This is a genomic window from Candidatus Poriferisodalis sp. (genome assembly GCF_965208895.1).
Lineage (GTDB): Bacteria > Actinomycetota > Acidimicrobiia > Acidimicrobiales > Poriferisodalaceae > Poriferisodalis.
This window is the reverse complement of record NZ_OZ242363.1, coordinates 3768522-3782480: the sequence shown is the minus strand read 5'-3', so window position 1 is coordinate 3782480 and position 13959 is coordinate 3768522. Positions and strand designations below refer to the sequence as shown.

At 65.0% G+C, this 13959-nt stretch carries 13 protein-coding genes and 1 pseudogene; 5 read left to right on the top strand and 9 right to left on the bottom strand.

The genetic code is table 11. The features are described from left to right. The first annotated feature begins 108 nt into the window (after positions 1–108). From ACOGJB_RS16985 to ACOGJB_RS16975, 3 genes are all read left to right on the top strand, one after another. Positions 109–1323, top strand: a complete 1215-nt coding sequence (locus ACOGJB_RS16985) for an amidohydrolase family protein (RefSeq protein WP_419838265.1) — start codon at positions 109–111, stop codon at positions 1321–1323. Positions 1324–1438: 115 nt separating this feature from the next. Further along, on the top strand, positions 1439–1720 hold the full coding sequence (locus ACOGJB_RS16980; protein WP_419838264.1) for a ribbon-helix-helix protein, CopG family: 282 nt from the start codon (positions 1439–1441) through the stop codon (positions 1718–1720). Beyond that, a complete protein-coding gene (locus ACOGJB_RS16975; protein WP_419838263.1) occupies positions 1695–2123 on the top strand; it encodes a type II toxin-antitoxin system VapC family toxin in 429 nt (142 codons plus the stop codon). Before ACOGJB_RS16980 ends, ACOGJB_RS16975 begins: the two co-directional genes overlap by 26 nt. A 166-nt stretch (positions 2124–2289) precedes the next feature. On the opposite strand, the gene ACOGJB_RS16970 is transcribed toward ACOGJB_RS16975, so the two are convergent. Then, positions 2290–3699, bottom strand: a complete 1410-nt coding sequence (locus tag ACOGJB_RS16970) for a hypothetical protein (protein WP_419838262.1) — start codon at positions 3697–3699, stop codon at positions 2290–2292. A 101-nt stretch (positions 3700–3800) separates the two neighbouring features. Here ACOGJB_RS16970 and ACOGJB_RS16965 point away from each other — a divergent pair, with 101 nt between their 5' ends. Then, the gene (locus tag ACOGJB_RS16965) at positions 3801–4049 is read left to right on the top strand and encodes a hypothetical protein (RefSeq protein ID WP_419838261.1); all 249 of its coding nucleotides are present in this window, start codon (positions 3801–3803) and stop codon (positions 4047–4049) included. 16 nt (positions 4050–4065) lie between these two features. Further along, a complete protein-coding gene (locus ACOGJB_RS16960) occupies positions 4066–4485 on the top strand; it encodes a type II toxin-antitoxin system VapC family toxin (RefSeq protein WP_419838260.1) in 420 nt (139 codons plus the stop codon). 38 nt (positions 4486–4523) lie between these two features. Here ACOGJB_RS16960 and ACOGJB_RS16955 read toward each other — a convergent pair. The 8 genes and pseudogenes from ACOGJB_RS16955 to ACOGJB_RS16920 form a co-directional block, all read right to left on the bottom strand. Beyond that, positions 4524–4793: pseudogene (locus tag ACOGJB_RS16955) on the bottom strand (modification methylase); the annotation flags it as partial. 22 nt (positions 4794–4815) lie between these two features. Beyond that, complete coding sequence (locus tag ACOGJB_RS16950) at positions 4816–5130, bottom strand: DUF86 domain-containing protein (RefSeq protein WP_419838259.1); 315 nt, start codon at positions 5128–5130, stop codon at positions 4816–4818. A gap of 40 nt (positions 5131–5170) precedes the next feature. Further along, on the bottom strand, positions 5171–6484 hold the full coding sequence (locus tag ACOGJB_RS16945; protein ID WP_419838258.1) for a nucleotidyltransferase domain-containing protein: 1314 nt from the start codon (positions 6482–6484) through the stop codon (positions 5171–5173). Between the two features lie 5 nt (positions 6485–6489). After that, on the bottom strand, positions 6490–6630 hold the full coding sequence (locus ACOGJB_RS16940) for a hypothetical protein (RefSeq protein WP_419838257.1): 141 nt from the start codon (positions 6628–6630) through the stop codon (positions 6490–6492). A gap of 162 nt (positions 6631–6792) precedes the next feature. Further along, positions 6793–8295: a phytoene desaturase family protein gene (locus ACOGJB_RS16935; RefSeq protein WP_419838256.1), complete on the bottom strand. Its 1503-nt coding sequence runs from the start codon at positions 8293–8295 to the stop codon at positions 6793–6795. A 117-nt stretch (positions 8296–8412) separates the two neighbouring features. Next, positions 8413–10302 carry a DUF3556 domain-containing protein gene (locus tag ACOGJB_RS16930; RefSeq protein ID WP_419838255.1) on the bottom strand — a complete coding sequence of 630 codons (1890 nt, stop codon included), beginning with the start codon at positions 10300–10302 and terminating at the stop codon, positions 8413–8415. Positions 10303–10307: 5 nt separating this feature from the next. Continuing rightward, positions 10308–11198, bottom strand: coding sequence for an ABC transporter ATP-binding protein (locus ACOGJB_RS16925; RefSeq protein ID WP_419838254.1), 891 nt, complete (start codon positions 11196–11198; stop codon positions 10308–10310). Next, the gene (locus tag ACOGJB_RS16920) at positions 11195–13936 is read right to left on the bottom strand and encodes an ABC transporter permease subunit (protein ID WP_419838253.1); all 2742 of its coding nucleotides are present in this window, start codon (positions 13934–13936) and stop codon (positions 11195–11197) included. Before ACOGJB_RS16920 ends, ACOGJB_RS16925 begins: the two co-directional genes overlap by 4 nt. Positions 13937–13959: the final 23 nt, after the last annotated feature.

Below are 13959 nucleotides of genomic sequence, written 5' to 3'. Positions count from 1 at the left end.
CGCTGCGCCTCGGCATCGCCGAGCGGTTCCGCTTCGGAGCCGTTCCGCTGACGCCCGAGCCCGGACGTGAGAGAATCCGAACGGGTATCAGGGTTTACGGGGGAAATCATGACCACGACCATCCAGCAACAGATCACCGCCGATGGCGGACAGCGCCACATGCACGAGGTGCACAAGATCGCGCACGCCGGCGCAGTCGACGCCGACGGCCACATCCTCGAGCCGCCCGACCTGTGGGAGGAGTACCTCGAGGATCGCTACAAGGACCGGGCGCTGCGCATCGAGATCGAGCCTGAGCGCGGCCTCGAAGTGCTCATGATCGACAACCAGCGAAGCAAGCTGGCCCGTCCCGGCATGGTCTCGACGCTGGGCGCTATGGGCGCAGCCGATCTGCCCGACATCATGTTCAACCCGGATCGCACCTACGCGGGCGAGATCCCCTTCGGCGCCATGGACCCTCACCAGCGAATCGAGCTGCTCGATGCCGAAGGCCTCGACATCGCGGTCCTGCTGCCAACGATGGGGCTGCTGTGGGAAGCCGAGCTCGAAGACGCCGAGCTGAGCCAAGCGTACACGCGTGCCTACAACCGGTGGATCTGCGAGTTCTGCCGGGATCACTCCGACCGGCTCGTTCCCGTCGCCCACATCTCGCTCACCGATCCGGTCGCCGCAGCGGCCGAGCTGCGGCGCTCGGTAGCCGACGGAGCACGCGGCTGCTTCGTGGCGCCGTTCACCCATTCGACGCGTCCGCTCGGCCATGCCGACCACGACCCGGTATTCCAAGCTGCGCAGGATCTCGGCGTGCCGTTCGCCATCCATCCCACGTTCGAGCCCCAGTGGACCAAGGGCACTCGAATGGGTACCTGGGAGCATGTGCGCGAACTGCGCCTCACGGCATCGATGACGGCGTCGGACGGCGTGCGGCACCAGTTCGTGTCGCTGTTCGATTACGGCGTCTTCGACCGATTCCCGGAGCTGAAGGTGCTGGTGCTCGAGTCAGGCGGCGGCTGGCTCGGCTACTGCCTGGACCGCATCGATGCCGTGTTCGGACATACCTACACGGGCACCCGGGTGCCGCTTGCGATGAAGCCCAGCGAGTACTTCATGCGGCAGGTGTGGATCTCGTGTGATCCCGATGAACGCTCGATCCCTTCGCTCGCACAGCGATACGGGTACGACCGGTTCATCTGGGCCAGCGATTTCCCTCACGCCGACCATACGCCGGAATACGTGCTCGACCTCGATGAGCTCGTCGACATGTTCCCTGCGGAGCGGCGGCGGGCCTTCATCGGAGACAACGCTCGCCGCGTGTTCGACCTGTAGCTCACCGAACAACAACTTCGGCTGGCGATAGCGCCACGGAGGGCGAGAGACACAGCAATTAACGCGGCCTTCGCCCCGAAGGCCGTATTACGTTGCCGTGATACGCTTTCATGCCATGAGCATGCTGACCGTCAGGGTCCCGCCGGAACTCGAGGCACGGATAGGCGCGGAGGCCCGTCGGCGGCATACGACGAGATCGGACGTCGTCCGTCGACTCATCGAAGACGGTCTCGGCGCGGCCGAAATCGCGCGATCCGATGTCACCTGCGCGGATCTCATGGAAGACCTGATCGGTTGCGGCGCTTCGCCGTTCTCGGATCTGGCAACGAATCCGGCCCATCTTGAGGCGGCGATCGTCGAAGACTACGAACGTGGCCGCGGCGATCTACCTCGTTGACAGCGGTCCACTCGTAGCGGCGGCCGACCAGACGGAACCTCATCACGCATGGGCAGTTGCCCAGCTGCGCTCGCTGGCACCGCCGTTGTTGACCTGCGAAGCCGTCATTTCCGAAACCGCATTCCTGCTGCAACGCGCGAGGCTTCCTGCCGCAATGCCGATGCTCATGGCCGAGCGAGGCATTCTGCAGGTCGAATCGGCGGTACGAAGCATCGAAGACGCAGCAGCGCTGCGGCAGTTGATGGTGAAGTACAGCAATGTTCCGATGTCGTTCGCCGATGCGTGCTTGGTACGGATGGCTGCGCGCTTCCCAGGCGCACAGCTGCTGACGTTCGATTCCGACTTCCGCATCTACCGAACAGCGGATCAGCGGGCCATACCGTTGCTCGCACCTTCGCTGTGAACGGTTCACCATGTCGCCGTGCGATTTGGCCTGTGCATCATCGCCTCGTTGCAGCTCGCGAGGAGTTCCGTACCGACGGCGGCACTCATGGTCAACTCGCATTCGAGCGCGAGATCTCCGGCACCCGTGAACGACGCCGGCTCGCGCTCCTTGCGCATGCCTCGGCTTACGGCGATTCGGTAGTGACGGTCTTGGGAGGGAAGTACAGGCCGTCTTGAATGGCGCGGTCGCCGAGGGGCTCGCTCAGCGCGACCGTCACCGAGGTCGGCGGGTTGCCGGGGCAGTTTGCGCCGCCGGCGACGGGAACGACTGCGAACGCCACCACCACGGCATCGTCGGTCTCGACAACCTCGGGGCCTCGCAGCGCGTCGCCCATCTCACGGCCGTTGGCGCAGCCCTGCTCGGTGACGAGCAGCGTGATCTCGACATCGTCCGGGCCGGGCGGATTGTCGGGGTCCAGATGCACTTCGACACGGCCGAGGCCCTCGGGCAGGACCACGGCAGGCTCGCAGCGCGGCCCGGAGCCCTCCCCCGCCCACAGCCATCGGTCGCCGCGGCGCTCGACGGCTGCGCTTTCTTCCCATTCGCCTCCGTCGAGTACGAAGCGCACCAAGTCCTCGCCGATGTGGACGACGGCCCAGTCGCCTTGGGCCAGCGGGCGGGGCGATGGTTCGACGAGGCGTGCTTCGAGTTCGGCCCGCAGCACGTCCACAGCAGGGTGGTCCACCTCATCGATCGGCTGCCATGCTGTCAACTCCGAATACGGCATCGGAGGCGCTCCCCAGCAGGTAACGACGGGATCGGGGTCGCGCAAGTCGGGCAGCACCTGCAGCGATCCAGTGGGCGGCGGAGCCGTGATCGTCAACTCGACGCAGACGACACCGAGTCCGAACTTTGGCGGCACCGATGCCGCCATCTCGGCCAACGCGCCCGGAGGCGGGTTCACAACATCCAAGTTCACCCGATTCCGCTTGGCGTCGATGCCGTAGCCGTAGATACCGAGTTCTTGATCCCACGTCGCGCTGCTGATCTGCTCCTGCGCGGCGATCAGTTCGCGCTCGCTGAATGTGACCTGTACTACTTCGAAGACGACATCGTCGCGTTGGCCCAAGGGGCGCAGGGCCGCCAGCGCAGCCTCGTGCATCGCGGTGTCCTCGGTGAAGCCGACCAAGATCGTCCCGCCGTTGTCGCGGTCGAGCCAGTAGCCGCCGAAGGAGTCGAACTGAGTGCCGTACTCCAACACCGCACCTATGGTCCCCGACGGATAATTCTGCGTCCTGCGCAGGGTTCCCTGAGCCGTCGCCCCTATCTCCGCAACGTCCTCGCAGTCCTCGATGCCAGACCCGTCGATGCCGGCCGGACCAGCGTCGGCATCCAGGCCGTCAGCAGATGTGGCAGCGGTCGCGCCATCGGTGCTGGCTGTGCCGCTCGTCGTCGCCTCGGCCCGCACCGACACGTCCAGGCCACTGCTGCCGTCAGGCGAACCTCCGCCACAGGCGCCCAGAGCAACCGCCAGCAACCCGACTGCCAGTGTTCGACGCGCATTCGGAACCCGACCATCCGTCCGATGCACCATGCCCACTCACGGTACGGCAGCCAGCGACCAGCGAGAGCGCGGCTCAACGTCGGAAGGGGCTGCTGCAATCTGCGCCTGCGGGGTGATGCTATGATGTCATAGTGCGAACGGTCATCACGCTGCCAGATCATCTTCACGCCGAGGCAAAGCAGCGTGCGGCGGATCAGGGGATCAGCTTCGCGGAGTTTGCGCGACGTCTGTTCGACAGAGAACTCGGCGCGGCAGAGCCTCAGGGCGATCTGGAAGCCATCTGCGCGATGGTGCATGGCGATCCGTTCGACATGGCCGCAGGCGCCAAGGCCATCGTGTCTGAGGCTGCGGCGGCGCAGCACATACAGCACATTGACTGATCGCCGGATCTGACAGATGGAACTCAGCTTCGTGGACACTTCTGCGTGGGTGTCGATGGCTGACGGCGCGGAGGCAACCCACGCGCGGGTGGCAGCGGCACTTGAGCACAGACGGGGTCGGCTGCTGACGACCGATCACGTGCTGCAGGAGACGTGGATGGTGATGAGGCATCGCCATGACCGGTTCGCCGCGGAGACGCTGGTGAACGCGATTCGCAGAGGAATCGCCCGTGTCGAGGTCTCAGTGCTGGGGGATCTGGAAGTGGCGGCGGAGATCGGCGCGACCTTCAGCGATCAGGATTTCTCGCTCTCGGACCGCACATGCTGGGCGGTCATGGAGCGGCTGGGCATCACCGAGGCGGTCTCACTCGACCGAGATTTCCGGGTGTACCGATACGGCCCCGGACGACGCAAAGCCTTCCATATCGCTCCCTGACGCCGCTGTCGGCCCGCCGCCGGTATGCGCTGGCGACGTCAGGCGGGGCTGGGGACGCGGAAGACCTTCATGACTTCGTCGCCGAGGTGGTTGATGACCTTCACGGCGATGTGACCTGATTCGGGGGCCGGGAACGGTCGTGAGGTGTCGCTGTGGAGACTGGCCCAGGCGTCCTCGTCGATCTCAGCGCGCAGGGTTGTCTTGAGCGACTTGTAGGGGTCGTTGGCGCCGAGGAAGTAGGCCTGACGCACGAAGAAGCTCTCGTGGTCGTAGTCGGAGTCGACGAACCAGCAGGCGATGGAGTCGGGTGATGTTCCGCTTCGCCATCGGCTACGCCTCGCCATGCTCTGTGAGAACGCCTTGGACAACATTGAAGAGATGCGGCACCGAGATTGTTGCTGCGTTCCATACCGTTTGTTCATTGACATCGTCATACCTATGCACGAGTCGATTCCTCATGCCACGGACATCGCTCCAAGGTATGTCTCCCAAGTGTTCGCGTACTTGGTCGGGCAGCCGATTCGCGGCTTCCCAAATGATGATGATTTGCCGAATAACTCCGTCTTGACGCAATTCGTCGGCTCTGAACTCGTCCTCTGTCATGGTGCCGACGTAGCGCTGAATTTTCTTGCAGGCTTCGTTCATGTGACGAATGGACGGCAGCCAATGGTCAGGCTCGACACATCTAAACATCGATCGCGTCCCTCTCCGCGTTCGGCCGGACATGGTCGCGCAGATTCTCGCGGAGTGCAATGTCGACGCTGCGTCCGAGGACTTCTTCCAAGAAAGGGCCTTCTCCAAAATTGCCCCAGCCCTTCGGCTCTGTGTGGTACTCGACGATCAGGTCGACATCGCTGGTGAGCTGGGCCTCGTCTCGAGCAAACGAACCGAACAGCTTGAGGCTGGCGATGCCGAATTCCTGCTGCAGGCGCGGTTTGAGTTCTCGCAGTGCGGCCAAGACCTTTTCTCGACTGCTGAGGGCCGGCCCGCCCGTGCGAAACGCATGTGCTTCGCGGCGAGCCTGAGTAATGGCAGTTTGGAGTTCCTCGGTGAAGACCCAGCTGTTGCGGAACTCAACGAATTGCCAGTAGCCGAAGGCGCCGAGGCGGTTGACGCCCGGCACCCAGTAGTTGCGCATGGTGGCGGCTTTGTCCTTGGCATCCTCGCCGCGGAAGCCCTTGACCTCCACCACCAGATGCAGCGGTTCGCCGCCGTCGTCGCTCACCCGGTCGTCGCTCACCCGCAGGATGAAGTCGGGCACGTAGATTCGGTTCTGGTCGCCCGCGCGGTACGGCACCTCGAAACCCATGCCGGCGTTCTTGACATAGGCCAGCACGTCTGGATTGGCCTCGACCACCTGACAGAACTCGCGCTCCCATTCGCTGTCGCACACCGCCCAGTTGACGTGACAGCGATCGGCACGGGTGCGCCACTTGAGCTGTTTCGAGGTCACGAAATTGACGTCGCGGGTGGTGCCTGTCGGCGAGAACGAGTCGATCAGCGCAGTCACGTTGCCATCGCCGGACCGCTCGGCCTCGACAATGGCGGTGGTGATCCGCTCGCACGCTTGGTCCGCAAGCGTCAGATAGAGCAAGTGCCCACGCGACGTGCCCCCCTCGCACACAAAGTGCTCGTCGAGCCAGCGCTCGGTGATGCGTTTGAGCTGGCCGAACAGGTGCAGCCTGGGCTGGCCGTCGGCGTCGCGCCACTTCGTCTGCAGCAGATAGCGGGTGAGGTGATACACGACCGTGGAGCGGCGCGTGTTGCCGATGTCGGCGAGGTCGATGTCGGCACCTTCGCCGAGGATCCGCTCGTTGCGCGTGCGAGTCGGTCCGACCATCTCAGGCGTCAGCCGTAGCGTCGAATCCTCGGTGAAGTGCGCGTCCAGCCGGTCGTCGGGCAGTTCAGTCCGGTATCCGGCGACCCGAGGGAAGCGAATCTCCAGCGCGTCCCGTTCGGGGCTGACAGCATGCACGCGGACTGTCGGTTTGGGCGGCATGGGCTTCACGATGACGGGCTCGGCCGCGAAGCTGCCAGCGCCGACTTCAATTGGACCGGCAGTGCCGCCTCGGGATCGAGCTTCCAATGGCGCGTGGGTGCCTCGTAGGGCGAGTTGAGGATCGGCTGCTCGTAGAAGTCCGGCATGTCGCATCCACGCTACGCGCCGTGCCTGTGCGAAGGCGCGAACGATTCGGCTGCGAGCTGTGCGGGCCGGGTGTCGGTGGCGCGGCACGAGGATCCGTTGAATCCTCTGAGGAGCGGGGGGCGCCTGAACCCTCTCGCGGATGTGTGGTTCTCGGGCTGGGGCTATGCCGCTCGTCGCGGAGGCCGGTTGTGGGCAGCGAGCGCTCGGGTTGCGGCATTGACGCCGCACAGGCCGTGCGCGCCTGCACCCGGAGGGGTCGATGCCGAGCACAGGTAGGTGCCCGGAATGCCCGTGAAGTAGGGATCTCGAGCGATTCGGGGCCTGAACAGCAGCTGGAGGGGCGACGACGCACCGCTCAGGATGTCGCCGCCGATGTAGTTCGGGTTGTACACCGACATCTCGGTCGTGGACCGGACTGCCATGCCCACTATCTGGTCCTGAAACCCGGGCGCAAACCGCTCGATCTGGGCGATGATCGCCTCGGTGGCGTCGCCGGCGTAGCCGTGGGGAACGTGGGCGTAGGTCCACAGCGGATGAGTGTTCCCGACCGAGCGGCTTGGATCAGCGCGGTACTGCTGGCCGACCAGCACGAAGGGGCGGTCGGGCATGTGGCCGCGGTGCACGGCGAGCTCGTTGGCGAAGACCTCGGCCGAATCCCCACCAAGGTGCACCGTGCCGGCGTCGACCACGTCCGGTGCCCGCCACGGCACATCGCCCTCGATGGCGAAGTCGACCTTGAATGCTCCGGGGCCGTGGCGGTAGCGCCGGTACGCTCGCTCGACTCGATTCGGCAACCGCTCCCCCAAGATGTCGGCGGCTGCCGACGGCGACACGTCGAGCAGAAGCAAGTCAGCCGGTGGCAGCTCGGCCGCCGACCCAACCCGCACACCGGTCTCGATCCGCCCGCCGTGCGACGTCAAGTCTGCGGCCAGTGCATCGGCGATGGCTTGGGACCCGCCTTCGGCGACGACCCAGCCATGGGTGTGGCCGGCAGCAAGGATCATGAGGCCGACCGCACTCGTCATCGGATGGTCCAGACGCCAGAACGCATGTGCAGCAACTCCCGCCCACAGTGCTCGTGCCGCTTCGCCGCGCCACAGTCGGCCCACAACGGCTGCCGGGGTCATCGCCGCCATGCCGAACCGCGCTGTCAGCACCGGAGAGCGCGGCACCCCGAGCAAGGGCTGGCTGATGTCGGCGAATAGGCGGTCGAAGTCGGAGGTCAGCCAAGTGAAGAGCCGGTGCCAGCGAGCCCCGTCGCCGCTGCGTCGCCCCGCCCTCCGAGCGAAACTGGCACCGCTGCATCCTGGCGTGCGATGCGCCGCGTCGCCATCAAGACCAGCGGCCGTGTCGTCGATGGACTGGTACAGGACACCAGCCGAACCGTCGTCGAGGGGATGAGCACAATCGACGACCGGCGCGAGCCAACGCAACCCGAACCGGCCGAGGTCGAGTTCACGCAGAAACGGCGACGCCGCAGCAACCGGGTGGACGGCGGAACACTGGTCGTGCACCAGTCCCGGCACGGTCAACTCCGCACTCCTGGTGCCCCCGCCGATCTCGGTTGCCGCCTCGAGCACGGACACCTCGACGCCGGCCCTGGCCAGGTACACCGCAGCGGCGAGACCGTTGGGTCCGCTGCCGACGACGATGGCTGAGGTCACTGTGTCATCGGGTGCCTACCGCACCAGGCGCGGGCGCACCGCTCAAGCGTCCGCTTCGGATGTCGACCCGATGACACCAGCAAGTCTGCTGCGGCCGCTGCGAACACGGCGCACGCGTCAAGCTTCCGCTCGGGATGCCGACTGCGCAGCGGACTCGGCGGTGCCCCCAGCGCCCTGGCGCGGGATGAGCCAGGTCCCGTCGTGGGCGATGGACGGCACCTTGCGCGCATTGCCGGGATGGGGCACGCCTTGGGGCTCATAGCCCTCCTGGCGCCACGTCACCGTGTGGGGGATCGGACCGTCCGGCAGCCACGGCTGGGTGTTGTAGGCGTCGTCGTGACGGTAGAAGCCCTTCTCCACGGTGCCCAGTGCTGCGTCGATCACGCGGTACTGCACGATGTTGGTAAAGGCCGGCCGCGACTCGGTGAACACGGCGATGACGTCGCCGGGCTCGTACTCACAGCGCTCCTGCCAGGCGGCGATGAGCCGCTCGTCGAGGCAGTGTCCGTCCCCGAAGTTCCAACCCGTCAGCACGTTGCTGAGAAACTCGCCCTCCCGCTGGATCCGCTTGTCGAGATCGTCGACGTGGCACATCAAACCTGAGATGTGCATACGGCCCATGGGATGCATCATCCGGAACGCAACAGCCTTCTGGATGAAGATCTCAGAGATCTCGGGGCCGAACAGGGGCTCGAGCTGGTCGATCTGATTGTCCGCCGACTTCACGATCTTGTCGTTGATCCGGTCTTCGATCTCCTTGTTGCGCAAGGAGAACGTGGCCGCCGACCAGTTGCCCGCGTACTGCTTCATGCCCACAAGGAACGACACGTACTGGGGCCGCAGCGCACCGAGCACGATGGGGAACAGCGCAGCAACCAGCACCGTGACCAGTAACACCGGCTCCATGTCCCACACGGCGTAGCCGTCGCCCGCATGAAAATTCGCGAACAGGAACGCAACGCAGAAGATGAAGAACACGTTCCACTCGAGCGGAACCGCCAAGGGAAACGTCGAGATGATGAACGTGTGCAGCATCCAGATCGAGATGATCGCTATCCACGTCGCCCACCCCCACGGGGCGAACAGCAGCACCAGCGGCATGATCAGCTCGCAGGTGGTGCCGCCGATGTGTGCCAGCAGGTGCGTCGTTCTCGACGGTCTGATGTCGTTCGGGTAGTCCTTCACGGTCGCCTTGCGGAACCTGTCCCACACGACCCAGGGAGTGTTCTGCACCATGATCGACACCGTCGAGGAAAAGCCGTGCTGCATCTTGGAGAACCCGGCGCCCATCCAGATGATGACGATGAAGACCTTCGCCGCGATGACCATGTCGACGAAATTGGAGAAGAGCGAGAAGCACAGCAGTGTGGGCACGTACTGCTCAGCTCGCGACGACAGGAAGATGATCTTGTCGCGCAGGCCCATCAACAAGATCAGGCCGCAGTAGATCAGCACCGCCCACTGCGGCAAGATCCCGGCGCTGCCCTCGGGCAGCCCGTCGACGTGCTGAGGCGACAGCACCAGCAGGAGAATCAGGCTGGCCAGGATCAGCTTGTAGAGGCCGGTGTCCCAGGGTGTGCGCCGATTGCCCTTGGTGAGCGGCACGCGCTTGGGATACGGCGGGACGCGCAGGGTGTCGTTTTGCCACCAATAGAGGATTCCGCCGATGGGCGGATCGAAGTGGAACGCCAGCGGACCGCAGGTGGCCGCCAGTCCGGTGATCTCGAGCAGGATCGTCCAGATCATCAGCTTCTGATACAGGATCGGCTCGTCCCACCAGCCGGCGATGTTGTTGAACTCGAGGCCCGCAGTGAAGGCGCCGGCGACGATGAGCCCGAACAGTGCGTACAGGAAGATCTTCCACGCGTAGAACGTGCCGGTCTGCTTGGGCGTCCCGAAGCCGTGCTCGACCCAGTGGAGCTGGAGCAGCTTCATCCGTTCGAAGAACGGGATCTTCGCAAATTCGTCCAGATCCACGTCGGGCAGCTCTGCTGTTCGATACCCCATGGTGGTTACCTCTTTCGACGGACCATCGCCGCGTGTCGTCGTTGTCGTTCGCGTTCGAAATAGAAGTCGTCTTCGGCGGCGGTACGGGTCGAGGCAAGCTTGCCCGACAGCCGTTTCAGCTCGCGCTCGCGCACCCGCAGGCGTCTCCAAGCTTTCCTCTTGTTCTTGCGCCGCAATCGCTCGATGTGGTCTTCCTCGGTCTCAGACGTGCCCGCCAGGTACGTCTCTTCGATTTCGTCGAGGCGGCCGAGGGCATCGGCAGCCGGCAGTTCCAGCAGGATCTGGCCGCGGGCCATCAGGTACATCCGATCAGACACAGCCAGCGCCTTGCGGGCATGCTGCTCGACGATCAAGGCGCCGGTGCCCGTCGTGTCGGCGACCTTGCGGACCGCTCCCAGCAGCCGATCGACGATGATCGGCGCCAGCCCGAGCGACAGCTCGTCGGCAAGCAGAATCGACGGTTGACGGCTGAGCGCCCGTGCCAGCGCAAGCATCTGCTGCTCGCCGCCCGAGAGCATGCCGCCGCGCACCCCCAGTCGAGGCTCGAGCTCGGGGAACAGTTCCAGCGCTGCTTCCACCGAGCCGCCGCCCACTCGCAGATTGTCCCGAGCCGACAGCTTGGTGAACACCAAGCGCTCCTCAGTCACCAGCCCGATTCCCCCTCGCCGGATGCGCTGGTACATGGGCGTGAAGGTAGGCGTGTTGCCGAACATCACAATTCCGTCGACGGGTGTCAGCTCACCGGCGATGGTCAGCAGCGTGGTGGTCTTTCCGGCGCCATTCGGCCCAAGCAGGCAGACCACCTCGCCCTGGTGGACCTTCAGGTTCACTCCTTGGACGACCGCCCGGTTGAGGTACCCGCACTTGAGGCTTCGCGTTTGCAGCAGCGGCCTCATGCGCCACCTCGCGCAGCTTGCGTCGTTCGTGGCTCGTGTTCGCTGTCGTGCTCGTCGGCCTCGGTTCCCAAATATGCGGCCACGACGGCTGGGTCAAGACGAATTGCCTCAGGGCTCCCGACTGCGATCTTGTTGCCGAAGTCGAGCACCACCACCTCGTCGCACACCTCGTTGACGAAGTTCATATCGTGCTCGACAACCAGCACTGCCATGCCCCAGTCTTGGGCCAGGCGGCGAACCACCACGGCCAGCTCTTCGCTCTCGGCGGTGCTCAGGCCAGCGGCCGGCTCATCGAGCAACAGCACGCTCGGGTGCATCGCAACCGCCCGGGCAATCGCGAGCAGCCGGTGCTTTCCGTACGAGAGATCCTTCACGTCACGGTGCAAGTCGCCGTCGAGCTGGAACTCGATGATCGCCCGCACGACCTCAGGCGGGAACGGAGGGCTCGCCGGCGCTACCAGATCGCGAAAGTACGACCGCATGTCTTGAGGGTCCGCGGCAACGCTGATGTTCTCGAACACCGTCGCATCTTCGAACAGCTCGAGCGTCTGGAACGAACGAGCAATGCCGAGGCGGGCACGTTTGGAGGGCGACACACGCGAGATGTCCTCGCCGTCCAGCGCCACTCGACCCTCCGCCGGTGTGAAGCCGCACACGGCGTCAATCAGCGACGTCTTGCCGGCGCCGTTCGGGCCGATCAGCCCCGTGATTGTGCCCGGAGTGAGGTTGAAGCTGACATCGTTGACCGCTACGACGGCCCCGTAGCGCACCGTCATGTTCTCGATGCTCAGTACGCGAGCCGGAACCCTTGACTGTTCGCTCTCAGAGGCGCTCGGATCGGAGACGTCTTCCAGCTCGACGAAATATGAGCGGCCCCACTTGCGGGCTCGTTTCACCAGCCGGAAAATCTTCACCCACTCGGCGGCGACACCGTCCTTGTACCCGAGGACCATGAGCAAAATGGCGATGCCGCTGATGAGCTGGGTCCAGCGGCCCACCCCATCCCACGTCGATTCGAGCACTTCCTGGCTGAAGGCTGCGGTCGCCATGGTGGCGCCCACGAACGCACCGAGCAGATGTCCGACGCCGCCCACGATTGCCAGGCCCACAAACAGAATCGAGGTGAGGTTGGTGAACGACGTGTAGCTGATCGAAGTCAGCCGGAACGCCAGCACTATCCCGCCCAGCGCCGCAATTGCCGAGCTCAGCGAGAAGGCGAACAGCTTCGCCTTGGGCACGTCGATGCCGAGCGCCGTAGCGGCCCGCTCGTTGGTTCGAATGGCGAGCAGGCGCCGCCCGCTGCGCCCACGACGGACGTTCGACACCACCCACACCGCCAACAGCGCCATTGCCAGCACGAAGAGGCCGTATCGCTCCGGGTAACGAATGGAGCCGATGTCGAGGCCGAACAGGTCAGGACTGCCGACCTGAGTGCCTTGCACGCCGCCGGTGTATTCGCGGTTGCGGAACAGCATCAGCTCGATCGTGGTGCCGAGCCCCAAGGTGACAATTGCCAGGTTGATGCCGCGTGTTCGTGCGGCCGGCAAGGCGAAGATGAATCCCAGGGGCACCGAGGCCAGCACGCCGGCGACCAGCGCCAACAGGAACGGGATGTCGAACACCGCAACGAGGCGACCCGACACGTACGCGCCGAACCCCGCGATGGTGTACTGCGCCAACGACAGCTGGCCCGCGTAGCCAGTCAGCACCACGATGGACAGCAGGACGATCGAAACGCCCATGGTGACCGTCAGGGCGTCGATCCACTTGGCCTGCTTGGTGAGCATCAGGAACGCCACCGTGCCGATGCCGAAGATCGTCCAGTCCCACGACATGCGCCCGTTGCCGATCATCGGCAGCTCGCGCAAGAAGTAGTCCCGAAGCGGCAGCGACCGGCCCTTGAACACCAGCACAGCCACAATCACCAGGAAGGGCAGCGACTGCCCCAGCCCTTGCTGGTCTACGAAGCGGCCCACAAGTGTCTGACCGATGCCCAACGCCAGGCCAGCGGCGGTGGCGATGGGGAACGACCGGAAGTCGCCGACCAGCGCCGCGGCCAAGGCTGCGAGCACCAGCGATGTCATGGCCGTGACCTGCAACGTGATGATCGGCACCACCAAGATGCCCGCAACAGCAGCGATGGCCGAGCCCAGCGCCCAGTTCTGGATGGCGATCGTATTCGGCGACAAGCCGATGGCCGATGCGGCTCGCTCGCTCTCGGACACTGCCTCGGTGGCGAGGCCGAAGTGGCTCCGTCGATACATCGACCACAGCACCACGGCGAACACCCATGCCACCCCGAACAGAATCAGCCGGTCGACGGTGATCGCAACCTCGCCCCACAGCGTCACCCGGTTGGTCGGCAGCCAACTGTCCACCTGGCGGGCATTGGAGCCGTACCGAATGACGACGCCGGCCTGCACCAAGATGAGCACACCGAGGGTGGCGATGACGCGGATCAGCGAGCTGGCGCGCCGCAGCGGCCGCATGACCACCCAATGCGTCAGAGCGCCGAGCAGCGCTGACAGCGCGACGCCCGTCAACGCGGATGGCAGGAAGGGCCAGCCGGCCTTGTTCTGCAGCTCCCACTGCAGGAACACACCCGCAATCGCCGTGGCGCCGAGGGAAAAGTTCAGCACCCCGGTCCCGCGGTAGACGACGATCAGGCCCTGCGAGGCCAGGGCGTACAAGGCACCGACACCGAGACCCAAGAGGCCGAACCGAATGATCTCGTCCAATGATCCCCCCCGTCGCAGCAGCG